Source organism: Pseudomonas sp. BN607, from assembly GCF_029871175.1.
GTDB lineage: Bacteria > Pseudomonadota > Gammaproteobacteria > Pseudomonadales > Pseudomonadaceae > Aquipseudomonas.
On the sequence record NZ_SSOE01000061.1, the window covers coordinates 371,995 to 396,529 of the forward strand.

Below are 24,535 nucleotides of genomic sequence, written 5' to 3' on the forward strand. Positions count from 1 at the left end.
TGTTAAAAAATATTTATTTGTAGGGTGGGTTTGCCATGTATTAGGCTTTGCGAAGTTTCATGTTGGCTGACGCTTCGAATGATATTGGCTGCGGTAAGTTAAACTTGTAGGAAAGTTCGACTTGTCACGTGGGATGTATGTGTTATTGCAAAGGGATGTAATTTCGATGACTGCCCGCTATTCCTGTGGTGCTCTCCTTTCGTTGATGTTTTGCTTGCCTCCGGCGTTGGCGAGCCCGGTTCGGGATTGCCCCCGAATCATGTCCAATGTGGCGCGCCTGGCATGTTTTGACGAGGCGGCTAACACACCTGCCCATGCAACACCGCGGCAGTGGTCAGCCCCGGAGCAAGATGCGCCCAGCGTGCTACGAGTGCTGGCAAACGAGAGCGCGCGAAAACCGGATGACCTCACCTTTCTCGCCAGTGCACGTGAGGCAGAGGGGCGGTTGCAAGGGCTGGTGATATCAGCACCAGCCATTGCGTCGACCGAACCGCGTGCATACCTGGCGATCAGTTGCATACAGAGCATCTCCAGGCTGCAGTTGATTACTGCACGGCCCCTGGATGCAAGAAGGGTTCAGGTTCAGTTGCAAGGCATGGAAGTGTCCACGGCTGCAACACCCTGGCAGGTGATGGAGAACGGCCGGGTGCTCGACGCAGGGCGTGGGCTGCCAGCCATCGAGCAGATCAAGAAACTGCTTGGCACCCGGCGCATACAGCTGTTCAGCGACCACCCCGAGGTGGATGGCCTGATGTTCGACGCTCAGGGCCTGGACGTTCTGATCGGCAGGGTGCGTAGCGCATGTCGCTGGTAACGGGCGGGCTGGATGAGCAACTCGCCTGCTTGCTCACGCCGATCGATCCGGAAACTCCCGCTGGTCTGTTCGACATGGAGGATGAAACCTACCAGGCCATTGACCAGGAGATGGTCAAGCTGGGCGGCTTGCAGGAGGCTTCAATCGACTGGGCCTACATCGAGGAGGCGTCCTGTCAGTACCTGGGGCAGCACTGCAAGCATTTGCGTATCGTTGCGCATTTGAGTGCCGCGTGGTTGCGCAGTCGTTGCTGGGCGCGCTGGGGAATGACCTTGGCGTTACTGTCCGGGATGGTTGAGGGCTATTGGGAAACCGCTCATCCCAACCCTGGCCCCAAAGGCTTGCTCGGCAAGCGCAAGCTGGTTGCCCTCACGCTCAATCGCCTGATCGAGGCATTGCCGCACCTAGACCGTTTCACCTATTCCCCAGCTTGCACGGCGGCGGCCCAGGGCGCGTTGACACGTCTGGAACAGCAACTTGGGCAGGCCCGACTGGAGGGTGCTGCGCTGGGCGAATTGACGCGCTTGCTGAGCAAATACTCAAGCATGGCCAGTGGTATTGGCGAAGCTCCCGAGCCTGCCGCAAGCATCCAGACTGCGCCGCTGGCGGACGTCAGTACCAGGCCCGCGCCCTGTCTAGCGATCGGCAACGAACGGGAAACGCGGGGTACCGTACTGAGCATGGCCGAGCTCATCAATCAGCAGGATCCTTACGACCCGACGGGCTATCAGTTACGTCGTTTCGGCTTGTGGAGCCATATCCAGGCTGCCCCAGCCGCAAAACAGCGCAATTGCACAGGGCTGTTGGCGTTGCCGGCGGACGTGGTCGCCGGCTACGAAAGTGCCGCAGCTGGAGCCTCGCATGACATTGCTTTGTTGCATCGGCTCGAGAAAAGCATTACGGCCGCCCCTTACTGGATGCGCGGAAGTTACCTGGCGGCAGGTGTGGCGTCGCAGTTGGCAATGCCGGAGGTCAGCGAAGCCATTCGCAGTACCACCGCACGGTTTGTCCAGCGGCTGCCCTCGTTGCAGCAACTGTGTTTCAGCGATGGCACTGCGTTTGTCGACGATCAATGCCTGGCGTGGCTCAGGGGCAATCGGCCTACGGCTGAGCAGGGCGCGGCCTTCCAGGCGTTTCGGGGCTTGCGAGAGGACCTCAGCGCTGAACTGGAGGGCATGGGTGTCGAGCAGGCTCTGCTGAAGCTGCAAGGGATGCAGGCGGGGCTTCATTCACCGCGGGAGCGTTCTCGAACCACGCTTATCGCTGCTGACTTGTTGGCGGGGCAGGGCGTGTCCTGGTTGGCCCAGGACCTGTGCGCCGCCATAGCACGAACGATGCAGCGCACCACAGCGGATGCCTGGGAGCCCGAGCTGTTTCAGCGGCTTCAGCATTACACGATATCCACGGCATTGGCCGATCAGAACAAGGACGCGGATCCGCGATGAACCCAATTTGGAAACACCTCAAGCGCTGGGGTTCGCCCTTTGCCAACCGTATTGGCCTGGCACTGCCGCTGCTACTGGCGCTAGGTGCCGTGCTACTGCTGATTGCCATCTGGTGGTTTGGCCCGCAATGGGTCTGGCGAGAGCATCAACCCTTGGCCAACCGGGCTTATCGTATTGTGGCAAGTCTTGTGCTGGCGATGGCCATGCTGTCGTGCTGGTTGCTTGTGTTACGCACGCGTTTTCGCCGGCTTCAGGCGCAGTGCCAGCAAGCAGTGTCAGCCGAGCTGGATCGCACGTTGCCGTTTGTGCAGGCGCAAGAGAACGCGTTGAACCATGCGCTTGAACGCTATCTGGACCATGCTGGCGGGCGAAGGGCACTGTACCGAATGCCTTGGTATCTGGTGCTGGGCGGCGAACACGCGGGCAAGACCAGTTTGATTGATCGCACCGGGCAGAATTTCTGCTCGAACCGCATGGGCAGGGCCCTTGCTCTTGGTCGTAAGGATGATGCGCTTGCCTATCCTGTGGGCTGGTGGGGTGGCGATGACGCCGTGATGATCGACCCGCCTGGTAGCTTTATCAGCCAAGAAGTCTCGGCTGGCGCGCCTGCCGAGAACACCCTGAAATCCGACCAGGAAGTACCGCCCGGCACCCCGGCCAGATTGTGGCATCACCTGCTGGACTGGCTGCTGCGCAATCGCAGTCAAAGAGCACTCAATGGCGTGGTACTGGTCATTGACCTGCCGGTGCTGCTGCATGGAACGCCTGAAGACCGTGTGGCACTGGCCCATGTGTTACGTACGCGTTTGTACGAGGTGAGTCGTCAACTGGGTTCGCGTCTGCCGCTTTATGTGGTGCTCTCCAAGTTTGACCTGCTGGATGGCTTCGATCAGCTCTACGGCAAACTCACGGCTCGCGGGCGGGAAAACCTACTGGGTTTCACGTTCACGCTGGATACGGTCGCCTCGTTCGATGCCTGGTTGGTCGAGTTTGGTGAACACTACGATAAATTGATCAGGATGCTGTTTGAGCAGGTGCTTGACCAGCTCCGTTGGCTGGATAACGGTCCGCCCAGTGCGCGTCTGTTTAGCTTGCATGCGCAGTTGGCTGGGTTGCAGCCGATACTGCTGGGTTTCCTCCGTGAGGCGCTGGCGAGTGACCGCTTCACCACACCTGCACTGGTGCGGGGTGTGTATTTCTCTTCGGTCGTCCAGCAGGGTGACATGCTCAATGCTTTCGTCCGTGAGGCGGCACAGCCCTACACGACAAAGCTACCCCTGTGGGAAGGCAAGGCACAGGGCAGGGCGTCGGCCGACTTCGTCCAGCAGGCATTCAAGCGCGTCATTTACCCGGAGGTCGGCGTTGCCGGGGACAACGCCAGGGTGGCGCGTACCAAACGCCAACTACTCTGGGTCGGTTCGGGTACGGGGGTGCTGGCATTCTGTGTGGTCGTTGCCAGTTGGCAGTACTACTTTGCCGTCAATGCCGCCAAGGCAACCTCGGTGCTTGCCAAGAGCCGCGAGTTCAGCCACTACGAAGTGGAGCAGCGAGTGGATCCGACCGGGCGCAATCTCTTGAAGCCATTGGACCAGATCCGTGATGCAGTATCGGTATTTGGTGACTATCGCGCCGCGTGGCCGGGTGTTGCTGATTTCGGGCTGTACCAGGGGCGTGCAATCGGCCCCCGTATCGATGAGGCATACCTGGACTTGCTCGCCAGGCACTTCCTGCCAGCATTGGCCAACGGTGTGATCGATGCCATGAACAGCGCCCCCCCGGGCAGTGAGCAGCAGATGGCCGCACTCAGGGTCTACAGAATGCTTGAAGACCGCCAGAACCGCCGGGTGGAGTGGGTCGAAGCGTGGATGGCCCGTCAGTGGCAACAGGCCTTCCCTGGGCAAGGTCAGCTGCAGCGCGACCTCATGCTGCACCTGCAATACGCACTGGCCTATGCCGATGCCGATTTGCCGCCATCCCGCCAAGCCGTCACCGATGTGCAGCAGGCATTACGCAAGGTGCCGTTGGCGCAGCGGGTGTATGCCGGGCTCAAGCAACAAGCTGAAGAGCAGCTGCAGGCTGGCCTGGACCTGCGTCATCAGGTGGGGCCAGCCTTCGATGTGGTGTATCAGCCATCCTCGGGGGCCAGGCAAGGCGATAGTGGCATCCTGTTGGCTCCGATGCTCACCGCCAAAGGTTTCCGTGAATTCTTCGAACCGCGCAGTCAACGCCTCGCCGAAATGGCAATGATCGATCAATGGGCGCTGGGCGAACGCGCCCAGCTCGATTACTCGGCAGCCGACCGGGATGCACTGGCCGAACGCTTGCGCAACCTCTACAGCGATGATTACATCGACAGCTGGCGGCGCGCCTTGCAGGCCTTTACGGTTGCAGACTTCGGTGACCTGGACCACGGCGTGACCCTACTGGCGCACCTGACAGGGCCAGCGGCGCCGCTGCAGCGGTTGCTGGATACGGTGCGGGAAAATACCCAGCTGCTACCGGCGGTGGGCGCCGAAACCCCGGAGGGGGTAGCGGCTAAGCAATTGGCAAGGCGCAACGCCGACCACCCGCACGTGTTGGCTATCCAACGTGCGTTTGCCGGGCTGAATGCCATGTTGCAGCCAGCAGGGGAAAAACCGAGCTACTACGCTGAAACACTCGGTGCCTTGGCGGCTGTTCACGACTATGCCAAGGCGGTGCAGGATAGCCCGGACCGCGGCAAGGCTGCATTGCAAGCGGTGCATCATCGCTTTTCCCTCACGGGGCATGACCCGATTGGCACTCTGCAGCGGGTAGCCACCGGTTTGCCGGAACCGCTCAACCAGCAAGTGAGAAAGGTGGCGGACCAGACTGCGCAGGTATTGAATGTTGAAGCACTGCGCGAGCTGGAGCGTCGCTGGGACGCGGAGGTCTACAGTTTCTTCCAGCAACGTCTGGCAGGGCGTTATCCCTTTGTGGTGAAAGCGCCTGATGCTTCCCTGGAGGACTTTGAGGCGTTCTTCGGGCCAAAAGGGCGACTGCAACAGTTCCACGACCAGTACTTGAAGGTGTTTTTGACGGATAACCTCGAAGCCTTGCAGTCCGGCCAGCAGGGGCAGTCGCTGATCCGCAGCGATGTGATCGAGCAGTTGGCGGTGGCAGACCGCATTCGCGAAACCTTCTTCGATCACCGCGGTAGCCTGAGTGTGCAGTTCAGCATCGAGCCCTTGGGGCTAAGCGCCAATCAACGTACCAGCCTGCTGGACCTGGATGGCCAGTTGATTTCCTACACCCACGGCCCGGGCCAGATCATTGGGATCGTCTGGCCCAACACGCTGAGGCAGCACGTGCGTAGCAACCTGACCCTGCTAAGGCAGAATGGCAATAGCAGCAGCCTGGAATACCGGGGTCCCTGGTCGATGTTCCGCTTGCTCAGCCGTGGCTCGCTGAATGGGCGAACGGCGACCAGCGTCGACCTGAGCTTCAGGGCTGGCGATGGCATGATGCGCTACCGGCTGAATGCGGAAAAAGCCTTCAATCCCATAACCCAGCAACCATTCAAGGGTTTTCACTTGCCTCGGGGTTTGTTGCAACAGCCCGCCGGTGGGGGGCAGGTGGTGCTGTCGGCTGAGAGGTCATTGTAAAAAATGGGGTTACAGACCGCTCAACGATTTGCCAGCCAGGTAGCCGAATGTCATCCCCGGCCCCAAGGTGATACCGCCGCTCGGATAGTGCCCGCCCATCACGCTGTGCATGTCGTTGCCTACCGCATACAGCCCGGGGATCGGCTGTGCCGCGCGGTCCAGCACGCGGGCTGCAGCGTCTGTTGCCAGGCCGGCAAAGGTACCCAGGCTGCCCGGTAACAGCCTGACCGCGTAAAACGGCCCCTTCAGCAGTGGCCGTAGCGACGGATTGGGCCCATGCAACGGTTCGCCCTGGGCCCGGTTGTAGGCAGATACGCCACGCTGGAAAGCAGGGTCTAGGCCCTGGGCCGCATGTTGGTTGAATCGCGCCACTGTGCGTTGCAGCTGCGCATGATCAATGCCGCAGCGCTGCGCCAGTTGCGCCAGGCTGGCGCCCCTGTGCAGGTAGCCACTGCGTTGGTAGAAGCGGGCCGGGAAAGGGAAGGGCTTGGCCCAGCCAATGCCATAGCGGCGTTGCGCGGCATGGTCGCAGATCAGCCAGGCCTCCACAGGTTCACCCTGCGGCGTGGCGGCAAACAGTGCGTTCATGAAGTCGTGATAGCAGTCGGCTTCGTTGACGAAGCGCCGACCATTGCGGCGCACGGCGATGAACCCGGGTTTGGCGCGGTCGATCAGGTGCGGGAAGTGAGCAAAACTGCCATCGCGTCGCGGCACCCGTGATACCGGCGCCCAGGCACCACCCTGCGCCGCATCGGTGGAGACCCGTCCCCCGGCGTGTTCGCCAAGGCGCAGGCCATCACCGGTGTTTTCCTCGGGTGCCGCCGAGTAATGTTGGTCACCATCGGGTGCGTGCGGCATCAGTTGCGCGATGCGCTGGCGGTCATGGGGGAAACCACCGCAAGCCAGCACCACGCCACGGCGCGCATGGATCACGTGGCCATCGGCGAACTGGGCGCCGCTGACCCGGCCTTCGCCGAGCAGGCGAGTGGCTGGTTTGCCCGTCAGCAAGGTCACTCCAAGATCGAGGGCGCTGCGCAGCAGGCGTGCCACCAGCGCGTTGCCATTGACCAGCTGCTGGCTGCGACCGTGCAGCAGCAGGTCACGCCCATGACGCAGCAGGCGCTTGCCGACATGCAGCGCCGCCTTGGGCGAGCGGGTGGCGTTGAAAAAGGCGGCCATGTCGGCGCCTCCAGCGATGCCCATGCCGGCCAGGCTGACGATGTCCAACGGTGGGCGCAAGGTGTGCAACCATGGCCCCAGCAGACGACCGTCGTAGGGCAGGGCGCACAGCGAACGGCCACCGCGTGCACTGCCGTCCCCTTCACGCATGTCGGGCATGCGGCTGCCGCTTTGGAATTGCACGGCAGTGTGCTGCTGGAAAAATGCCACCATTTCTGGGCCATGACGCAGGAACGCGCGCTGGCGCGGATCCAGCGCGCTGCTGTGGGTTTGCCCACGCAGGTAGCGCTCCGGGGCATCGTCAGCCTCAACGATGCCTTCGGCGATGGCCAGCGGGTTGCGCGGTATCCACAGCCAGCCCCCCGACCAGGCGCTGGTGCCACCCAGCTGGCTGGCTTTTTCCGCGACGATCACGCGCAGGCCATGATGCGCGGCGGTAACGGCGGCAGCCAGGCCAGAGGCACCGGAGCCAATGACGAGTACGTCACATTCGAGGGATTGCATGTCAGTGTTCCGCTAGGGGTGTTGAAAGAGACGGCGTATGGCTTACTGCAGCGGCGAAAAGCCGGTGGGCCGCAGCAGCCGGGATTGCAGGCGCAGTACCGCCCCCAGCTCGCGGTTGCGCCGCGAGAATTCCGCCCAGCGTGGGTCCGCTGCCATGGCAGCACGGCGTGCGATGCGCTCGTCGAGGCTGGTGTAGCCCCAGAGGTGCACCACCTGGTTGACGTCGCCGAACTCGGTAGTGAAAAAGCCCACCAGCTCGCCCAGGTGTTCGCTTTGCACCTCCAGGGCGTGGCTCTGGTAGAGGGCCAGCCAGTCGGCCATCTTCAGTGGGTCGAGGGTGTAGGTTCTCAGTTCGTAGTACATGCTGGGGTCTCCGTTTGGGTGGTCGGCGCCTGCAGGCGCGCGGTAATGTGGTTGGCAGCGAGCCAGCCGAAGGTGAGGGCAGGGCCCAGAGTGATGCCAGGGCCGGGGTAGGTGCCTTTCATCAGTGAGTTCATGTCGTTACCGACCGCGTACAGCCCGGGGATGGGCTGGCCGTTGCGGTTCAGTACATTGGCATTGGCGTTGGTAACCAGGCCGCGGGCCGAACCGAGGTCGCCGGTGTGGATGCGGATGGCGTAGAACGGGCCGCTGGCCAGTGGCGCCAGGCAGGGGTTCGGCGTGTGCAGCGGGTCGCCCATGTAGTGGTTGTAGCTGTTGCCACCTTTGCCGAACACAGGGTCGATGCCATTGCCGGCATCACGGTTGAACTGCTCCAAGGTGTGCGCAAACACTTGCGGGTCGACGCCTATGGCCTGGGCCAGGGCCTGCGGGGTAGCGGCCTGGTACAAGTAGCCGGCATCGATCAACGCCTGGTTGTTTACCGGCTTGGGTCGCGCCAGGCCCAGCCCATAGCGGTTCATCGCTTCGGCATCGCAGACCAGCCAGCAGCAGGCAATGCCCTTGGCGAACATGGTTTGCACAAAATGGTGGTACGAGTCGGACTCGTTGACGAAGCGCCGCCCGGTTGGGTCTACCGCAATCACGCCCGGTTTGGCGCGGTCGGTGACCAGGTGCGGGAAGCGCTCGCGCTGACCACTGGCATGGCGCAATTCGGAAACCGGTGCCCAGAAGAAATTGGCTGCCAAGCCTTCACCGGTCGCTGCTGCAACCGCCTGGCCAAGGCGCAGGGCGGCACCGTCGTTGCCAGGGGGGGACATGCTCAGGTGTGGCGCGCCCTGAGCCGGGCGATAGTCGGCGGCCAGCGCGCCGGCGGCGAACCCGCCCATGGCGCACACCACGCCGCCCCGGGCCAACACCCGCTCGCGGCGGCCTTCGCGCTCTACCAGCACGCCAGTGACCACACCCTGTTCGACGATCAGTTCTACGGCTTCGCTGTGCAACCACAAATGGGCGCCGCAGCCGAAAGCGCTGGTGGCAAGCCGGGCGATCAAGGCGTTGCCGGTGGTCAGCCGGGTGCCACGCGGGTGCTGCAGACGGTCTCGCGCATAGCGCGCCATCAGTTTCAGGCAATGCCACAGCGACCTGGGCGACTGGCGAATGCTAAGGAAGTGCTGAATGTCCACGCGGTTGACCATCATGCCGCCGAACAGCAGCATGCCGGGCGGAGGCATCTGCAGGTCCTTGAAGCGCGGGCCGAGGTGCTTGCCGTCGTATTCGACCATTTCCAGCGCCCGACCAAACTGGGTGGCGCCGGGAGCGTCCGGGTAATAGTCCGGCGAGTGCGGGCGCAGGGCATAGCGCAGCTCGGTATGCTGCTCCAGCCAGCGCAGGGCCTTGTGGCCTTGGTCGATGAAGGCGTCCGCCAGGGCAGGGTCGTAACCAGCGCCGATCACGTGCTGGAGGTAGGTGCGCATGGCTTCGGCGGAGTCCTCGGCCCCGGCCGCGCGAGCCTGATCGGTGCCATACAGCCACACCGCGCCACCGGAAATAGCCGAGGTTCCACCAAAGTGCCCGGCTTTCTCCACCACCAGCACCTTCAGCCCGTGGCGGGCCGCCGTGGCGGCAGCGGCAAAGCCACCAGCGCCGCTGCCCAGTACAACCAGGTCAAAATTGTGTGGTGTAGGTTCATGAGTCGCCATGGCTTCAGATCTCCAGCGGCGTGACGCCCATGAAGGCGCCAAGGTGGCCCAGTTGGGCGAAGGCCATTTCCGGCCCGGTCTGGATTGCGCAACCGACCTGTCGGGCACGGTTCAACAGAGGGGTGATTTCTGGCGAGGTGACCACGTCGGCAACCAGCGTGTCGGGCTGCAGAGTGGCCAGCAGGGCGGCTGACACAGGCAGCTCTGCGCAGGTGCCCATGCCGACGGGAGACGCGTTGGCCACCAGGTCGAAGTCTTCCAGCCCACTCCACTGCGTACTTGTCGTCAGCCCTGGGAAGGCCTTGCCGAGCAGCTCGCACAGCGCACCCATGCGCGCGGTGCTGGGGTCGCTGAGGGTGATGCTGGTGATGCCGGCCTCACCCAGCGCATAGGCGATGGCACTGCCGACACCGCCGCAACCGATGACCAACGCCCGCTTGCCCGCCGGCGTGAAGCCGTGTTTGCGCGCGGCACCGATAAAGCCCGCGCCGTCCACGTTGTCGCCCATCAGGCGCCCGTCGCGCTCGCGGCGAATCACATTGACCGAGCCCAGTGCTGTTGCGCGTTCGCTCAGGCCGTCCAAGCGGCCGGCCAGGGCTTGCTTGTACGGTACGGTGACCACGCAACCGCGCAGGTTTTGCCAGCCGCGCAAAGCCCCGGCAAAGCTGTCCAGCGCTGCCTCATGCAAATCAATGGGCAGCATGGCGACGTTGCAGTTGTTGTTGGCGAACCAGGTATTGAAGTTTTCCGGGGACTTCACCTGGGCGATGGGCGAACCGACGATGGCAACCAGTTCACTGGAACCACGAATCATGCTGACCTCCTTATTGGCGTTGTTGTGGAGGCAAGCGTGAGGCAGGTGAGGTCAGGCGACAATGCGTTGATCGGGCGATTGATGCGATAATCGCAGCTATGATCCGGTTATCGCAGTAATCGACGTTTTTTGCTCCCAGCGTATGAGGCCAACGCATGCACACCCCCCCTGTTCATCCCCGTGACCTGATCGCCGGCTTGCAGAAGGGGCTGGCGCTGATGCAGTTGTTCAGCGCCGAGCAGCCGCGCCTGAGCGTGCCGCAAGCGGCCAGGTTGTCCGGCCTCACACCCAGCGCCGCGCGGCGCTTTTTGCTGACCCTGGTGCACGAAGGCTTTGCCGAAACGGACAGCCGTGAGTACTGGCTGACGCCCAAGGCCTTGCGCCTTGGCCAGGCCTATGTGGACTCGGCTCAGTTGCCGCGCATGCTACGGCCGATCGTCGAGCAGGTGGCACGGCAGACCCAGGAACATGTGTCGGTAGGGACCCGCGATGGTGACGAGATCATTCACCTGGTGCGCAGCCGCTACAGCCATGTGGCGTCGTTGTCGATCAGGCCGGGCTCACGGGTGCCGATGTATTGCACGGCCGGTGGGCGGGTATGGCTGGCCTGGCTGGATGAGGGCGCGCGGGATGAATACTTTGCGCGTAATCCGCTGCGGGCGTTGACCCCTTATACGCAGACTGACCGAGACCCACTGGAGGCAGAGTTGCAGCGGGTGAAGGGGCAGGGGTTCTGCATTGTCGACCAGGAGTACGAAATCGGCATGCGGGTGCTGGGCGTGCCGTTGCTGGACCGAGCGGGTCAGCTGAAAGCGACGCTCACCATCACCACTCACGCTTCGCGGTTGAGCATGGATGAAATACGTTTGCGCTATCTGCCGGCATTGTATGAGGCGCAGGCGTTGTTGCGGCCGGTGCTGGACTGAGCTGGCCAAGCCCCGGTACCGCGTGCCCGCATTGCGGGCAAGCCCGCGCCTGCGCAGTGTCAACGCGCTATTCCACCTGCTCGGCGACGCCCTGGTCTTCACCCAGGAACCCGCCACTCTGGTGCTGCCATAAGCGCGCATAGGTACCCTTCCTTGCCAGCAGTTCGGCATGGGTGCCTTGCTCGATGATGTGCCCCTGGTCCATCACGATCAGCCGGTCCATGGCGGCGATCGTCGACAAACGGTGGGCGATGGCAATGACGGTCTTGCCTTGCATCATTTCATCCAGGCTTTCCTGAATGGCCACTTCCACTTCCGAGTCCAGTGCACTGGTGGCTTCGTCCAGCAACAGGATTGGCGCGTTCTTCAGCATCACCCGGGCAATGGCGATGCGCTGGCGTTGACCGCCCGACAGCTTGATGCCGCGCTCGCCCACCAGGGTGTCGTAACCGCTGTTGCCGTGGCGGTCGCTGAGTTGGCTGATGAAACCATCGGCCTGGGCATTGGCCGCCGCGGCGCGAATTTGCGGGTCGGTCGCGTCGGGGCGGCCGTAGGCAATGTTGTCACGAATCGAACGGTGCAACAGTGAGGTGTCCTGGGTGACCATGCCGATGGCACTGCGCAGGCTGTCCTGGGTGACCTTGGCCACATTCTGCCCGTCGATGCGGATTTCACCCTTGTCCACGTCGTAGAAACGCAGCAGGAGGTTGATCAAGGTGGACTTGCCGGCGCCGGAGCGGCCGACCAAGCCGACTTTCTCGCCCGGGCGAATGTGCAGGCTCAGGTCATTCAGTACCTGGCGCTCGCCGTTGTAGTTGAAGCTGACCTTATCGAAGCTTACCGCGCCCCCCTTGGTCACCAGCTGTGCCGCATCTGGCGCATCTTTTACCTGGGGGCCGCGGGTGAGGGTGGCCATGCCGTCTTGCACGGTGCCGATGTTCTCGAACAGCGAGGTGATTTCCCACATGATCCAGTGCGACATACCGTTGATACGCAAAGCCATGGCGGTAATCGCTGCGACGGCCCCGGTACCGACCTGGCCCTGATGCCACAGCCACAGGGCATAGCCGCCGGCAGCCATGATCAGGCCCACCACCAGCGCCTGGTTGACGATTTCGAACTGGCTGACCAGGCGCATCTGGCGGAAACCGGTCTGCTTGAAATCCTCCATGGCAGCACGGGCAAAGTGCGCTTCGCGATTCGAGTGCGAGAACAGCTTCACCGTGGTGATGTTGGTGTAGGCGTCGGATACCCGCCCGGTCATCGACGAGCGGGCATTGGCCTGCTCCTGCCCGACCTTGCCCAGGCGGGGTACGAAGTACAGCATGGCCAGGCCGAACAGCACCACCCAGGCAATGAAGGGCAGCATCAACTTCAGGGCAAAGCCACCGGCCAAGGCAATGATCGCGATGAAGTACACGCCAATGCCAGGCAGGATTTCAATCAGGGTGAACAGCACATCGCGTACCGCCAGCGCTGTCTGCATCACCTTGGTGGTGACGCGGCCGGAAAATTCGTCAGAAAAAAACGAAAGGCTCTGGCGCAGCATCAACCGGTGAAAGTCCCAACGCAGCCGCAGCGGCAGGTTGATTGCCAGTACCTGGTGCTGGACCATGGTGCGCAGCGCCACCAGCCCGACGCTGACCAGCAGGACGATGCCGATGCCCCACAGCACGCGGGTTTCCTCCGGGCCAACGGTGCCCCCAGCCTGCCAGGCCGAGAGCAGGTCGACCACTTGACCGAGGAAGGCGAACAACCAGGCCTCATACACCGACACCCCGGCACTGAGCAGTGCCAGCGCCAGGATGTAGCCACGAGCGCCGCGGGTGCAGGCCCACATGAAGCGCAACAACCCCATGGGCGGCGGTGGCACCTCGTCGGGAGGGAAGGGGTCGAGCCAGCGCTCAAAGATACGAAGCATGCTTGTCTCCGGAAAATCAGGTTCTACTTGGCCGTGTCGTGAACAGATAGTAAATGACATGTATCGGGCAAGTATTGCTCGGCGTGTTGAAGCAGCCGCCGTGTGACGGCGCGCCTATGCCGACGGATGACAAAAAAGGCGATTTCCGGTTCAGTTTTATTGCCGCCGGCTCAGCGGGCGTATTTCCTTGCACCGGCAACACAGATGACAGCGCCCAGCGTGACCACGAGCATCATCCAGCTCACCTGTTCGTGCAGCAGCAACGCGGCCAGGGCAAGCCCCATGAACGGCTGAACGAGTTGCAGTTGGCCCACCGCCGCAATGCCACCCTGCACAAGCCCTCGGTACCAGAATACAAAGCCGATCAGCATGCTGAACAGTGACACGTAGCCGAAGCTGAACCAGGCAGGGGCGGTTACCTTGGCGAGGGCATCGAGGGTTGGAAGGTTGGCGATGGTCAGCAGCAGCATTAGCGGCAACGCCACGATCAATGCCCAACTGATCACCTGCCAGCCACCCAGTGTCCGAGACAGACGCGCCCCTTCCGCATAGCCCAACCCGCAGGCAACCACCGCAGCCATCATCAGCACGTCCCCCAGTGCCGACGCTTCTCCGCCGTTCATCCACGCGTAGCCAGCGACCAGCCCGGCACCTGCCAGCGAGAACACCCAGAACAGTGGCCGAGGTTGCTCACCGCCCCGCAGGACAGCAAACGCTGCGGTGCAGAGTGGCAGAAGCCCGACAAAGACAATGGAATGGGCTGAGGTGACGTGCTGAAGGGCCAGTGCCGTCAGTAGCGGAAAGCCGATAACCACGCCAAGTGCTGTGACCGCCAATGACGACAAATCCCCGCGCGCTGGCCGAGGTTGCCGGAGTACGATCAGGAAAAGCGCAGCCAAAAGGGCGGCGATGGTTGCCCTGGCGCAGGTCAGGAAGGTGGGTTCGAAGGCCGCCACTGCAACACGGGTTGCCGGCAGCGAACCCGCGAAAATGGCGACACCTATGAAGCCATTGATCCATCCGCTTGTTGATTTTTCCATGGGTATGTCCTCGCTAAGCCAGTGCTCAGTACATCACCGACAGGCTTACGCAGGCCATGTACAATCCAATACAGTTCAGCCGAACTGTTATGTATATGGAACCAGCACAGTTGGGGGTGTGATGAAAGGCAACGGAACGCGAATTCGATCGGTCATGGCTGAGATCCAGTCGCGGATAGCTTCTCGAACCTACACACCTGGCGCGAGGGTTCCCTCGGTCCGCGCCATGGCTCAGACCATGCAGGTTTCGGTTTCTACCGTTCTCGAGGCCTATGAAAGGTTGATGGCAGAGGGCGTGCTCAATTCTCGCCCGGGCTCGGGCTTTTACGTGGCCGGCCCCGTGGCGCCATTGATACTCACCGAACTCGGCCCCAGGCTCGATCGTGAAGTCGACCCCTTGTGGATTTCGCGCCAGTCGCTGGCAACCTCCAGCGACGCGTTGAAACCGGGATGCGGATGGCTACCGGCATCCTGGATGTACGAAACGGGCATGCGTAAAGCGCTGCGAACCATTGCCCGTGCGGACATGTTGGCACTGACCGAGTACGCGTCTCCGCTTGGGCATCCGCCCCTCAGGCAGTTCTTGTCGCGAAGGCTGGCAGGCATCGGTATCGAAGCGCCGCTTGAACAGATCATGCTCACGGAGTCCGGCACCCACGCCATCGACCTGATCTGCCGTTTTCTGCTGGAGCCTGGGGATACCGTGCTGGTGGATGACCCGTGTTATTTCAACTTTCACGCACTGCTCAAAGCACACAGGGTGAACATCGTCGGCGTTCCCTTCACGGCGACCGGCCCGGACATCGATGCGTTCGGCGCTGCCCTGCTGGAGCATGCTCCCCGGTTGTATATCACCAATGCCGGCATCCATAACCCGACCGGGGCCGCCCTGTCTCCGGTTACGGCACACAGGCTGCTGAAGCTGGCCGACAGCTCCAGCCTGGTGATTGTAGAGGACGACATCTTCGGGGATTTCGAACATACGCCGGCTCCACGGCTCTCTGCCTTCGATGGCCTGTCTCGGGTCATCCAGATAGGCAGCTTTTCCAAGACCATTTCCGCTTCGATTCGATGCGGCTATATCGCTGCTCGCAGTGAATGGATCGAGAGCCTGGCCGATCTCAAGATTGCCACCACATTCGGGGGTGGTCGCCTGGCCGCGGACATCATCCATCAGGTGATCACTGATGGCGGGTACCGCAAACACATGGAAAGCGTCCGCCTCAGGCTGGCCGAGGCAATGGACAGGACGGTAGCGAGGCTTCGGGCCATTGGTATCCAGCCCTGGATAACCCCCCAGGCAGGCATGTATGTCTGGTGCCAACTCCCTCGAGGCAAGGATGCAGCAACCTTGGCCAGGGCTTGCGTGAAGGAGGGTGTGGTGCTGGCGCCTGGGAATGCGTTCAGCCAGTCCATGGCTGCGGGTGATTTCGTGCGCTTCAACGTTGCCCAATCGGCCGATGCCAAAATTTACGAAGTGTTGAAACGGGCGCTGGGTGCTTAGACGCAACCCTCTTGGACACCCTCCGGAATGGGCCGAGCGGATGGCCATCGCAGAATTTTTTCTAATGGGTGCATCCAGTACGCCGGTTGGCGGGTATTGAGAGTGGGTAGCCTGTGACTGCCCAGCCCAATGACTTTTCAGGAGCTCTGCGCATGAACCTAAAACTCTCAGCTTGCCTGCTCGCCTGCAGCATCGCCCTGGCGCTGCAGCCTGCCCACGCCCAGTCCGCGCTGCCAGAGGCAGTCAAGGTCCCTGATGGCCATCGCGTCATGCTCGAGACCGTTGGCGCTGGCGAGATTACCTATGAGTGCCGCGACAAGGCCAACGCCCCTGGGCAGACCGAATGGACGTTTGTCGGCCCCAAGGCAGTACTCAATGATCGCGCCGGCAAGCAGGTGGGTGATTACTTTGGCCCACCCGCCACCTGGCAGGCGAAAGATGGCTCGAAAGTCACCGGCACCCAGGTGGCGGTGGCACCCGCAGGCACAGGCGCCATACCCTATCAACTGGTCAAGGCGAACCCCGCAGAGGGCAAGGGCGCGATGCAGGGGGTCAGCTATATTCAGCGCCTGGCCACTCGCGGCGGCGTGGCCCCAACAAGCGACTGCACAGCGCAGAACAAGGGGGCCAGGCAGGTCGTCCAGTACCAGGCCGACTATGTGTTCTGGACCACCAGGTAAAGCGCATTCGGGCAGACGTCTTGCAATCGTTCATCTACGCTCATCGGCAAGCCCCCCGGCTGGATGGCCGGGGTACCTGGCATGACACAAGGAAGCCGCACACGTTGAATTCGCCCGTCGCCCCCTTCGACTTCCATCGCTGCCTGCTGGCCTGTGCACAGGGTGACCGGCGGGCCCTGCAGGCGCTCTACGATCATGAGGGCGCGCGCCTGCTGGGGGTTGCCCGGCGCATCGCGCGTGATGACGCCACCGCAGAAGACATTGTCCACGATGCGATGATTCGCATATGGACCCGCGCTGCCAGCTACGACCCGGCGCGCGGCTCGGCGCGAGGCTGGATCTACAGCATCACGCGCCACCTGGCGCTGAATACCATCCGCGACACTCGCCGCGAAACCGTGCTGGATGACGCCGACATCGACATCGACACCGCGCCAGCACCGCACGGGGCGTTCGATGACATTGACCTCTGGTCGGGTTCGGCGAAAATCTACCGTTGCCTCGAACAATTGCAACCCGCACCACAGCGTTGCATCCTGCACGCCTATGTGGACGGCTGCAGCCACGCCGAAATCGCTGGGCTGTTGGGCGCGCCATTGGGCACCGTCAAGGCCTGGATCAAGCGCAGCCTGAAGGCGCTGCGGGAGTGCCTGGAATGAAGCCGGATACTGCCGAAGCACTGGACACCCTGGCTGGCGAGTTCGTACTGGGGTCATTGTCGCCGGAGCAACACGCCGCAGTAACCGAACGCCTGCGCACCGACCTTTCATTGCGCGCCGCGGTGGATGCCTGGGAGGCACGCTTGCTGGAGCTGACCGCACTGGCAGCGCCGCAGCCACCGAGCGCCCGCCTATGGGGCCGAATCCAGCGCAGCCTGAATGAACTGGCTGCACAACAGCTGCAGCCGGGCAAGTGGTGGCAGCGCCTCGGCCTGTGGCAAGGGTTAAGTGCTGCGGGGTTGGCTGCAAGCGTGTTGCTGGCGTTTACCTTGCTAACCGCCCCCCCGCCAGCCACTCAATTCGTGGTGGTGCTGGTGGCGCCGAGCAGCCAGGCGCCCGGCTGGGTGGTGCAGACCAGCGATAGCCGCACGATCGAGTTGATCCCGCTTGGCAAGGATGCCGTTCCCGAAGGCATGGCCTTGCAGTTCTGGACCAAGGGCGAGCAGTGGGGCGCACCGGTTTCGCTAGGCCTGGTCAACCCTGGTGAACCCTACCGTGTTCCGCTTCAGAGCCTGCCACCGCTGGAGGCCAACCAGTTGTTCGAGCTGACGCTGGAGAAATCTGGCGGTTCACCTACCGGACGGCCGACGGGGCCGGTGAAATTCATTGGCCGTGCGGTAAAAGTGATATGAGCGGGATGTCCACAATCTGCCGAAGCAGAGGCGGCTGATCATGTTCAGCGGCGCTCTTGACCCGAGGAGGAGGGTGCCTGCCAAGGGGGAGCGAAACACGATACGTCGGATCGGCAGCGAAGACCCGCTGAGCGTCAACGTCGGCTCTGGCAGTTGCACTATCATGAACCGGTCACCTGGGCCTTCAGCAGTTGCATCTGCTGACGGTAATCGGCTGTGACCTGGCGCGCTTGCTCCGGGTTGTTGACGACCTTCGGGGTGATCAGCACGATCAGCTCAGTGCGGTCACGGCTCTTGGAGCTGCTGCCAAACAGCCAGCCCAGGCCGGGAATGCGCGACAGCCCCGGGACGCGGGTGTCCGACTGAGTGTTGTCCTGCTTGATCAGGCCGCCGAGCAGCACTGTCTGGCCGCTCTGCACCGCCACCTGGGTCGACACCGCGCGGCTGGAGATGCGCGGGTTGGGCTGGGTGGTGGTCACCGCGCTGTCATCGGCGTCGCTTACCTGTTGCTGGATGTCCATGTACACCAGCCCGCCGGGGTTGATTCGTGGCACCACGTCGAGAATGACCCCGGTCTGCACGTACTCGACGCTGCTCAGGGTGGTGTCGGAGTTGCTGGTGTTAACGGTGGTCTGGCTGATCGGGATGTTGTCGCCGACCTGGATCTGCGCCTGCTGGTTGTTCAGCACCACCAGCGATGGTGCCGACAGCACTTGAGTCAGGCCACGGGTCTCCAGGGCCCGCAGGGCCACTTGAAGGTTGCTGCTGACGAACGAGTAGAACATCGAACTGCTGCCCAGGGCCACGCCACCCGCGCCCAGCGCACCCTGGCTGCCGCTTTCGTTGGCCACGGTGGTGCTGGACGAGTTGCCAGCCAGGCGGCCTAAATACCACTGCACACCCTGGTCGAGATCCCCCGTGAGCTTGACCTCGAGGATGCGGGTTTCTATCTGCACCTGCATGGGGGGGCTGTCCAGGCGCTTGATCGCGGCTTCGATCTCCTTCCACTGGGCCGGGCGGGTGCGCACCAGCAGTTGGTTGCTGCTTTTCTGCGCGGTGATACGCACGGTTTCTTCCAGGCGCTTGGCACCGTCTTCGCCCGCTTCGGCGGCAACGTTGCCGGTCTCGCTGTCGCCGCCCTGTTCCGCGGGCTCGTCATAGGCTTCGCTCTGTTCGTCATCGGCCTGGCTCACTCGTGCGTTCATGCCGCTACCGTTCAGGCCCTGCGTGCCAGTACCGTTCAGCGAGGTCAAGCTGGTGGTCTTCAGGCCTGGGGCGACCTTGGCCGGCGTATCGTCGCTGACCTTTCCCGAGCCGTAGATCTGGCGCAGGTAGCGCGCCAGGTCGGCGGCTTTCATGTTCCGCACGTCGTAAACGAAGAGTTGCGGCTCGTTGCCGCCCCCTTCGTCGATGGTGCGGATCCAGTCGCCGACCTCCTGCAGGTATTGCGGCTGCGAGGAGATGGCGACGATCGAGTTGGTACGTTCGTTGGGCATGAACTTGACCATGTCGGACAACGGCATGCCGCTGTCCGGGCCGAACAGCTTCTGCAACTGCGGCATCAGTTCGGCCACCGAGGCGCGTTGCAGGCCGTACACGCCTATCGACATGCCTTTGAGCCAGTCGACGTCGAAGGTGTCGATGGTGTCCTGATAGTTGGCTAACTCCTCCGGGGTGCCGGCCAAGCTGATGACGTTGCGTGCCGGGTCCACCAGCAGGAAGGCATTGTCGCGCACGAACGGCTGCAGCAGCTTCTGCATTTCGTTGGCACCGATGTAACGCAAGGTGAACAGGCGTGCAGCGAGGCCTACGGGTGGCTGCGCCACAGCGGCTTCCGGGACCAGCTTGCCGGCAACGGCCTTGTCGGCGGGCAGGATCACGTAGCGCTCGCCCTGGCGGATCATGGCGTTGTCCGTCCAGGACAGCAGGGTCTCCAGAATCGAAAGCGCCTGCTGCTTGTTCACCGGTTTAGAGGTGGAGAAGCTGACGCTGCCTTTCACGCCCTGGCTGATGCTGTAGTTCTCATGCAGCAGGTCGCCCATCACGCTGTTGATCACCGCCTCGATCGGCTGATCGGTGAAGTTGAAGACGATATCGCCTTGGTCGTTGCCAGCGGTCGCGGCCGGCCGGCTCGCAGCACGGGTGAAGCGCTGGTTGCCCTGGATGATCTGCCGACTCGGTGCAGCGCTCGCTGCTGGTGTTGGGGGCGTATCATTCGGTTGGCTCGCCGGGGCCGGGGCACCGGCACCTTCAAGTGCTTGCTGCAGCAGAGCAGGGTCACTGTGCAGGTCTTGCCCGGGCAGGGCGCAGCCCGCGAGGCTGATGGCGACACCCAGTCCGAGCAAAGGCGCCCGCAGTGTGAGGTGGGGGAACAGGGAAGATAGCGGCATGGTCATGGTGTCGTCGTACGCGGAAGAGTGAGGGCGGGTGCGGTGGAGGGGGCAGGCAGACGCAGCAGGGGCATGTTGAGCGTATGGGTCTGCCCGGCACGGGTGAACGTTGCATGGGTGGCGCCGAGCTGGCTCAAGGTCCAGCCACTGGCGAGTGTGCCGCCCAAGGCGACCTTGGTGGCCGGTCTACTGCCGTCGCGCACATAGGCGAAACGGCGTTCGCCGTCCAGCAGCACGCCGCTCAGGGTCATCCCCGCCAGTGCCGGCGCCTGGGCTTGCGAGCCGTGGGCATCCGGCTGGCGGCCTGGGCTGAACAGCGGATGCAGCCACACCGCGGCCAACTGCGCCTTGGCGGGTTCGGCCGGGCGCACGGGCGGAGGGCTGGGGGCGGCGCTGGCGCGTGCGTGGGCTTCGAGCCAATGCGGTTGGGCGGGAGTCATGAATACCCAAGCCGCGCTGGCCAGCACCATCACGTTGGCGGTCAGCAGTGTCAGTCGCAGGGTCTGTGCCTTCATGGCTGTGCTCCTGGACTGGCAGCATGCAAATAGCCGCGAATCAGCAAATGCACTTCCAGGCGCCCGGCCGGGCCTTGAGCTGGAGCCCCCGTGCTGCGGCGGATGCTCAACTGGTCGATGAACAGGCTGGGCTGGCCGTACTCCAAGGCATGCATCAGTGCAGCCAGCGGTTCGATGGCGCAGGCCAGGGTCAAGCTGACCTTGACCGGGCGGTACGGCTCGGGCCGGCCATCTTCGCTGTTCGCAGGAGCGATCGGCATGCGCTGGGTCACCTCGCAGCCGGCACCGTTCGAGGCCTGGCGGCGTACCTGTTCGACGGCGTGTTGCATGAGGTCGGCGGCCACGGCATTGGGGTCGTCACCGGGCAGCAGGCTGTCGCGCTGCGCCGGGTCGTTGCGCGCCTGTCGCAGTCGCGCTTCCAGCTGCGGCTGTTGCAGCATCAGGCTGGCGTAGCGGCGTTGGTGTTCACGCAAGGTTTGCGCCTGCTCATCAAGATCACGCAGCGGCGCCAGCAACAGGCTGTCGACGAACAGGGACCAACCGGCCCAGAGCAGCAGGCCGAGCAAGCCTAGCGCAACGATCTTGCGTTCCCTAGGGTTGAGCGGGCGCATGGGGCACCTCCCGCTTGAGCCGGGCGCTGATCGAAAACCGCTCCTGGCCGGTGGCCTTGTCTGGTTGGATAACTCCCTGGAACTGGGCATGTTCCAGGGTCTGGCAGGTCTTGAGCTGGGCGATTATCGCGCTGCTGCGCGCACTCTGGCCGGAGAACGTCACCTCGCCAGCATCGTGGACCTCCAGTTGCTCGATCCAGGTTTCATTGCCCAGGCAATCGGTGAGGTCAGCCAGCAGCGCGCTCACGGTGGGCTGGCCAGCCTTGCGGCTGGCCAGGTACGAAGCGGCGCCGACGCTGCTGTCGAGGGCCTGGCGCAGTTGTTCGATGTGCTGCACGGCCATGCGTTGGCGGGTGACTTGCTGCTGCATGGTCGTCACCAGGCTCTGGCGCTGCGCGATGAACACAGCAATCAGCAGCAGGCAGCAGGCCGCCAGGCCCAGCCACAAGGCTTGATCGAGGCGGGACGGGCGGGGCAGGCCGGCGTCGCTGCCGGCGGGCAGCAGGTCAACGGCCAGGCGCTGGCCATCGCTACCCTGAACGTCAATGGCCAGCAACGGCAGGCTACGTTCACGGCACGCGGCAAGCAGGATATCGAGACGCTGGCGAGCGATGGCCACCAGCTCGACCTCGGCGTTCGGTGGCTGCTGGCGCACCACTCGGGCAACGAAATACACCTGCTCGGCGGTGTACGGGGTGTATTTGTCGATCTCGTAGGTCAGCACTTCCCTGAGGTTGCGGGTGGCTGCCTGCGGCAGGCAGATGCGCTGCGCCAGCACTTGCCCGGTGTTCAGCACCAGCACGGTGGGGCAACCGGGCTGTAGGTCCATGGGCAAGGGCCAGCCGAGTACCTGCGGGGCACTGCGCTGCCCGAGGCGTTCGGCCAGCGCAGCCGGCAACAGGCCTGTCAGTTCTGCGCGCCAGGCCAGCAGCCAGCGCCTGGCCATGCTGTGCCGCCACGATTCATCGCAGGCCTGCCGATAGGCAGCGAGGGCTGCCGCACAGCGTTTCGCCAAGGGCATCACTCTTGCCACCGCAGGACGCGATAGGGTTTGCCGCCGGTGTGGGCCGGCAGCAGGATAAAGGTGGCCTGCACGCGTGCGGCAAAGCCACCTGCCAGGGTCGCCTCGCTGCTGGCGCTGAGGATCTGCCCGGCGTCGGCGACTACGCTGTTGCCCGGCCTCAGGCCAAGGGCGCGGGCCAGCTTCGGCTCGATCAGGTTCGGGTCGGGCTCGGCATTGCCCGACCACACGGTTATCGACGGCAGCATGTGCGCGTATAGCGCGTAGCTCATGCCGGGCAGTTGACGAAATTCTTCGAGCATTCGCAGGGGTACCTCGTTGCGCCTCGTCCTTAAAGCGTGGGTGATGGTTTTGGCTTGTTCGGCGCTGGCGCCACTTGCGCGCAGCAGCCGTTCGATCGGTGCGGGCGGGGCCGCGTTGAGGTCGAGCTTGCCGCGCTCGCTGGTCACCCTGATGCGCAGTGTGCTGCCGGCAAAGTGCTCGACATGCAGCTGGCCATCGGGTTGCCAGCGCTGAGTATCACGGCTCAGCAGGTTGACCACGGCCAGCTCCAGGCCAGCCTGGGCGGCCAGCGCCGCCTGGGCCTGTCGGCTTTGCCAGAGGGCCTGGCGCTGTTGCAGGTGCACCGCGACGGCCAGGCCACCGAGCAGTAAACTCAGCAGCCCGATCACCCACAACGCCAGTAGCAGTGCGGCACCGCGCTGGCGCTTCACGGCCGACCTCCGTCGCCGGACAGGTCCAGCAGCAGGTTCACCTGCAACGTTGGCCAGGCCTGCTGGCCGCCGTGCAGACGGAGGTCGACCCGCACCGCCTGCGGCACCCGCTCTGGCCAGGGCCATTGCGCTAGCCAGCCGGTCGGCTTGCCCAGCGGGGTGTGGCCGCGGTACTGCAGGGTCAGCGCTTCGACGCCATCGAGCAGCCGCTGTGGCTCGCCCCAGGGCTGCAACTGTCGGCCATCGAGCCTGGCCAGCTGCACTTCGAGACGATGGCCGTGCACCCGCAGGCGCTGGCGGTAAAGCCCACCGCCCACCGAACTTGGCAGCGGCGCATAGAACAGCACACTGTCGCCAGCGCCTTCGAAAGTGCTGGTGTGGCGGCCTTCGGCCGTGCGCCCGGTCAGCGGTAGCACTTGGCTCAGGGACTGGCGCAAGAAGCGCTGCGTGGCGCGGCGTTCGTCCAGGTTGTCGCTGTAGCGCTGAGCCGTGGTCACGGCGCGGCTGGAAGCCACCAATGCACTGCCGACCAGGCCCAGTAGCAGGCCCAGCAAGCTGATCGCCACCAACACCTCCAGCAATGTGAAGCCGCCCTGGCGCTTCATTTGCGGCCCTCTGAGGTGCGGGCGCGCAAGGTACTGTAGTGCGAGGCATAGCGGCCTTCGCCCACGGTCAGGTCGAGCCGGTACAGGGTGACCCGGCCTGGCGGAAGAGCTGCCAGGCTCACATCCACTGTCCAAGGCAGGCCGTGCCAACGGCCGCGCTGCTGGCCTGGTTCGAGCGTGCCGAGGTCGATGTCATCGATCAGCGAGCGTGCGGCACTGTGTTGCCGGTCGGCGCGCGCCACTTGTTGCAGCGAGCGGCCACTCTGGGCAAAGGCGCCAAGCAGGACCGATGCGGCGATGACCAGTAGGGCGATGGCAGCGAGCATTTCCAGCAGGGTGAACCCGCGTTGTCGGTTCATGGCAGGGACTTCAGCGTCACGCGACCGGTCAGCCAGCCGACATCGATACGCCAGTGCCGCTCGCCCCGGGCAATTTGGATGTTGCCGCCACTGGCTGCGCCATCGGGGTAGAACTCAAAGGCGGCGCCGAGGCCTTCTGCGGTGTGCAGGCGCACGCTGAAATCTTCAGGCCAACGGGCGGGCGCATGCCCGGCGCTGTGTACCTCGCGCCGCTGCAGGTCGAAGCCGGCACGCACCGGCTGGCCGCTGCCGATAGCCTGCATGCGCGCACTGCGCAGGGCGCTGACCATGTTGGCCAGCGCCGTTCGCTCCTGGGCGCTGTGCAGGCCGCGGCTGATGCCGATTGCCAGCAATGGGGTGGCTACGCCAATCAGTACGATCACCAGCAACAGTTCGAACAGCGTGAAACCACGCTGGTGGTGCAGCGGCGCGGCCATGG

The 24,535-nt window shown here is 63.6% G+C and carries 22 protein-coding genes; 8 read left to right on the top strand and 14 right to left on the bottom strand.

What is annotated here, in order from left to right; genetic code table 11:
* Window positions 1-259: 259 nt before the first annotated feature.
* The 3 genes from vasI to tssM are packed head-to-tail and all read left to right on the top strand — an operon-like array spanning window position 260 to window position 5,882.
* Window positions 260-814 (top strand): type VI secretion system-associated protein VasI, encoded by a 555-nt coding sequence (gene vasI, locus E8E68_RS19535; RefSeq protein WP_280343933.1) that lies wholly within the window; start codon window positions 260-262, stop codon window positions 812-814.
* On the top strand, window positions 802-2,259 hold the full coding sequence (gene tssA / locus E8E68_RS19540) for a type VI secretion system protein TssA (protein ID WP_266031952.1): 1,458 nt from the start codon (window positions 802-804) through the stop codon (window positions 2,257-2,259). Before vasI ends, tssA begins: the two co-directional genes overlap by 13 nt.
* Window positions 2,256-5,882, top strand: a complete 3,627-nt coding sequence (gene tssM / locus E8E68_RS19545; protein WP_280343935.1) for a type VI secretion system membrane subunit TssM — start codon at window positions 2,256-2,258, stop codon at window positions 5,880-5,882. Before tssA ends, tssM begins: the two co-directional genes overlap by 4 nt.
* Window positions 5,883-5,891: 9 nt before the next feature.
* Here the strand turns inward: tssM and E8E68_RS19550 are convergent, their stop codons facing one another.
* From E8E68_RS19550 to E8E68_RS19565, 4 genes are read right to left on the bottom strand one after another with little or no spacing between them, the layout of a single operon-like run.
* Window positions 5,892-7,565: an FAD-dependent oxidoreductase gene (locus E8E68_RS19550; protein ID WP_280343938.1), complete on the bottom strand. Its 1,674-nt coding sequence runs from the start codon at window positions 7,563-7,565 to the stop codon at window positions 5,892-5,894.
* A 42-nt stretch (window positions 7,566-7,607) separates the two neighbouring features.
* A complete protein-coding gene (locus E8E68_RS19555; protein WP_280343940.1) occupies window positions 7,608-7,928 on the bottom strand; it encodes an NIPSNAP family protein in 321 nt (106 codons plus the stop codon).
* Window positions 7,913-9,646 carry an FAD-binding protein gene (locus E8E68_RS19560; protein WP_280343944.1) on the bottom strand — a complete coding sequence of 578 codons (1,734 nt, stop codon included), beginning with the start codon at window positions 9,644-9,646 and terminating at the stop codon, window positions 7,913-7,915. Before E8E68_RS19560 ends, E8E68_RS19555 begins: the two co-directional genes overlap by 16 nt.
* Window positions 9,647-9,650: 4 nt before the next feature.
* Window positions 9,651-10,460, bottom strand: coding sequence for a shikimate dehydrogenase (locus E8E68_RS19565; protein WP_280343947.1), 810 nt, complete (start codon window positions 10,458-10,460; stop codon window positions 9,651-9,653).
* Window positions 10,461-10,615: 155 nt separating this feature from the next.
* Between E8E68_RS19565 and E8E68_RS19570 the strand changes: the two genes are divergently transcribed.
* Complete coding sequence (locus E8E68_RS19570; protein ID WP_280343950.1) at window positions 10,616-11,386, top strand: IclR family transcriptional regulator; 771 nt, start codon at window positions 10,616-10,618, stop codon at window positions 11,384-11,386.
* 67 nt (window positions 11,387-11,453) lie between these two features.
* On the opposite strand, the gene E8E68_RS19575 is transcribed toward E8E68_RS19570, so the two are convergent.
* Entirely contained in the window at window positions 11,454-13,307 is a 1,854-nt protein-coding gene (locus E8E68_RS19575; RefSeq protein WP_280343953.1) for an ABC transporter ATP-binding protein, read from the bottom strand.
* 170 nt (window positions 13,308-13,477) lie between these two features.
* The gene (locus tag E8E68_RS19580; protein WP_266031960.1) at window positions 13,478-14,347 is read right to left on the bottom strand and encodes a DMT family transporter; all 870 of its coding nucleotides are present in this window, start codon (window positions 14,345-14,347) and stop codon (window positions 13,478-13,480) included.
* A 121-nt stretch (window positions 14,348-14,468) separates the two neighbouring features.
* Between E8E68_RS19580 and E8E68_RS19585 the strand changes: the two genes are divergently transcribed.
* The 4 genes from E8E68_RS19585 (at window position 14,469) to E8E68_RS19600 (ending at window position 17,882) form a co-directional block, all read left to right on the top strand.
* A complete protein-coding gene (locus E8E68_RS19585) occupies window positions 14,469-15,851 on the top strand; it encodes a PLP-dependent aminotransferase family protein (protein WP_280343956.1) in 1,383 nt (460 codons plus the stop codon).
* A gap of 152 nt (window positions 15,852-16,003) precedes the next feature.
* A complete protein-coding gene (locus tag E8E68_RS19590) occupies window positions 16,004-16,531 on the top strand; it encodes a DUF3455 domain-containing protein (protein WP_266031962.1) in 528 nt (175 codons plus the stop codon).
* Window positions 16,532-16,635: 104 nt separating this feature from the next.
* A complete protein-coding gene (locus E8E68_RS19595) occupies window positions 16,636-17,190 on the top strand; it encodes a sigma-70 family RNA polymerase sigma factor (protein WP_280343960.1) in 555 nt (184 codons plus the stop codon).
* A complete protein-coding gene (locus E8E68_RS19600; RefSeq protein WP_266031964.1) occupies window positions 17,187-17,882 on the top strand; it encodes an anti-sigma factor in 696 nt (231 codons plus the stop codon). Before E8E68_RS19595 ends, E8E68_RS19600 begins: the two co-directional genes overlap by 4 nt.
* 161 nt (window positions 17,883-18,043) lie before the next feature.
* Here the strand turns inward: E8E68_RS19600 and gspD are convergent, their stop codons facing one another.
* The 8 genes from gspD to E8E68_RS19640 form a co-directional block, all read right to left on the bottom strand.
* Complete coding sequence (gene gspD, locus E8E68_RS19605; RefSeq protein ID WP_280343963.1) at window positions 18,044-20,278, bottom strand: type II secretion system secretin GspD; 2,235 nt, start codon at window positions 20,276-20,278, stop codon at window positions 18,044-18,046.
* Window positions 20,275-20,787: a type II secretion system protein N gene (locus tag E8E68_RS19610; RefSeq protein WP_280343966.1), complete on the bottom strand. Its 513-nt coding sequence runs from the start codon at window positions 20,785-20,787 to the stop codon at window positions 20,275-20,277. The genes gspD and E8E68_RS19610 overlap by 4 nt, the downstream gene beginning before the upstream one ends.
* Window positions 20,784-21,398 carry a type II secretion system protein GspM gene (gspM, locus tag E8E68_RS19615; protein WP_280343969.1) on the bottom strand — a complete coding sequence of 205 codons (615 nt, stop codon included), beginning with the start codon at window positions 21,396-21,398 and terminating at the stop codon, window positions 20,784-20,786. The genes E8E68_RS19610 and gspM overlap by 4 nt, the downstream gene beginning before the upstream one ends.
* Window positions 21,379-22,344: a PilN domain-containing protein gene (locus E8E68_RS19620; RefSeq protein ID WP_266031968.1), complete on the bottom strand. Its 966-nt coding sequence runs from the start codon at window positions 22,342-22,344 to the stop codon at window positions 21,379-21,381. Before E8E68_RS19620 ends, gspM begins: the two co-directional genes overlap by 20 nt.
* A 74-nt stretch (window positions 22,345-22,418) precedes the next feature.
* Complete coding sequence (locus E8E68_RS19625) at window positions 22,419-23,132, bottom strand: type II secretion system protein GspK (protein ID WP_266031969.1); 714 nt, start codon at window positions 23,130-23,132, stop codon at window positions 22,419-22,421.
* Entirely contained in the window at window positions 23,129-23,737 is a 609-nt protein-coding gene (locus E8E68_RS19630; RefSeq protein WP_280343974.1) for a type II secretion system protein GspJ, read from the bottom strand. The genes E8E68_RS19625 and E8E68_RS19630 overlap by 4 nt, the downstream gene beginning before the upstream one ends.
* Entirely contained in the window at window positions 23,734-24,096 is a 363-nt protein-coding gene (locus tag E8E68_RS19635) for a prepilin-type N-terminal cleavage/methylation domain-containing protein (RefSeq protein WP_280343977.1), read from the bottom strand. The genes E8E68_RS19630 and E8E68_RS19635 overlap by 4 nt, the downstream gene beginning before the upstream one ends.
* On the bottom strand, window positions 24,093-24,533 hold the full coding sequence (locus E8E68_RS19640; protein WP_110743109.1) for a GspH/FimT family pseudopilin: 441 nt from the start codon (window positions 24,531-24,533) through the stop codon (window positions 24,093-24,095). Before E8E68_RS19640 ends, E8E68_RS19635 begins: the two co-directional genes overlap by 4 nt.
* Between the last annotated feature and the right edge of the window lie 2 nt (window positions 24,534-24,535).

What these genes read in the sequence shown, in the direction of transcription:
- vasI (WP_280343933.1), top strand. Translation starts at nt 260, where the DNA reads ATGTCCAATGTGGCGCGCCTGGCATGTTTTGACGAGGCGGCTAACACA.
- tssA (WP_266031952.1), top strand. Translation starts at nt 802, where the DNA reads ATGTCGCTGGTAACGGGCGGGCTGGATGAGCAACTCGCCTGCTTGCTC.
- tssM (WP_280343935.1), top strand. Translation starts at nt 2,256, where the DNA reads ATGAACCCAATTTGGAAACACCTCAAGCGCTGGGGTTCGCCCTTTGCC.
- E8E68_RS19550 (WP_280343938.1), bottom strand. Translation starts at nt 7,565, where the DNA reads ATGCAATCCCTCGAATGTGACGTACTCGTCATTGGCTCCGGTGCCTCT.
- E8E68_RS19555 (WP_280343940.1), bottom strand. Translation starts at nt 7,928, where the DNA reads ATGTACTACGAACTGAGAACCTACACCCTCGACCCACTGAAGATGGCC.
- E8E68_RS19560 (WP_280343944.1), bottom strand. Translation starts at nt 9,646, where the DNA reads ATGGCGACTCATGAACCTACACCACACAATTTTGACCTGGTTGTACTG.
- E8E68_RS19565 (WP_280343947.1), bottom strand. Translation starts at nt 10,460, where the DNA reads ATGATTCGTGGTTCCAGTGAACTGGTTGCCATCGTCGGTTCGCCCATC.
- E8E68_RS19570 (WP_280343950.1), top strand. Translation starts at nt 10,616, where the DNA reads ATGCACACCCCCCCTGTTCATCCCCGTGACCTGATCGCCGGCTTGCAG.
- E8E68_RS19575 (WP_280343953.1), bottom strand. Translation starts at nt 13,307, where the DNA reads ATGCTTCGTATCTTTGAGCGCTGGCTCGACCCCTTCCCTCCCGACGAG.
- E8E68_RS19580 (WP_266031960.1), bottom strand. Translation starts at nt 14,347, where the DNA reads ATGGAAAAATCAACAAGCGGATGGATCAATGGCTTCATAGGTGTCGCC.
- E8E68_RS19585 (WP_280343956.1), top strand. Translation starts at nt 14,469, where the DNA reads ATGAAAGGCAACGGAACGCGAATTCGATCGGTCATGGCTGAGATCCAG.
- E8E68_RS19590 (WP_266031962.1), top strand. Translation starts at nt 16,004, where the DNA reads ATGAACCTAAAACTCTCAGCTTGCCTGCTCGCCTGCAGCATCGCCCTG.
- E8E68_RS19600 (WP_266031964.1), top strand. Translation starts at nt 17,187, where the DNA reads ATGAAGCCGGATACTGCCGAAGCACTGGACACCCTGGCTGGCGAGTTC.
- gspD (WP_280343963.1), bottom strand. Translation starts at nt 20,278, where the DNA reads ATGACCATGCCGCTATCTTCCCTGTTCCCCCACCTCACACTGCGGGCG.
- E8E68_RS19610 (WP_280343966.1), bottom strand. Translation starts at nt 20,787, where the DNA reads ATGAAGGCACAGACCCTGCGACTGACACTGCTGACCGCCAACGTGATG.
- gspM (WP_280343969.1), bottom strand. Translation starts at nt 21,398, where the DNA reads ATGCGCCCGCTCAACCCTAGGGAACGCAAGATCGTTGCGCTAGGCTTG.
- E8E68_RS19620 (WP_266031968.1), bottom strand. Translation starts at nt 22,344, where the DNA reads ATGGCCAGGCGCTGGCTGCTGGCCTGGCGCGCAGAACTGACAGGCCTG.
- E8E68_RS19630 (WP_280343974.1), bottom strand. Translation starts at nt 23,737, where the DNA reads ATGAAGCGCCAGGGCGGCTTCACATTGCTGGAGGTGTTGGTGGCGATC.
- E8E68_RS19635 (WP_280343977.1), bottom strand. Translation starts at nt 24,096, where the DNA reads ATGAACCGACAACGCGGGTTCACCCTGCTGGAAATGCTCGCTGCCATC.
- E8E68_RS19640 (WP_110743109.1), bottom strand. Translation starts at nt 24,533, where the DNA reads ATGGCCGCGCCGCTGCACCACCAGCGTGGTTTCACGCTGTTCGAACTG.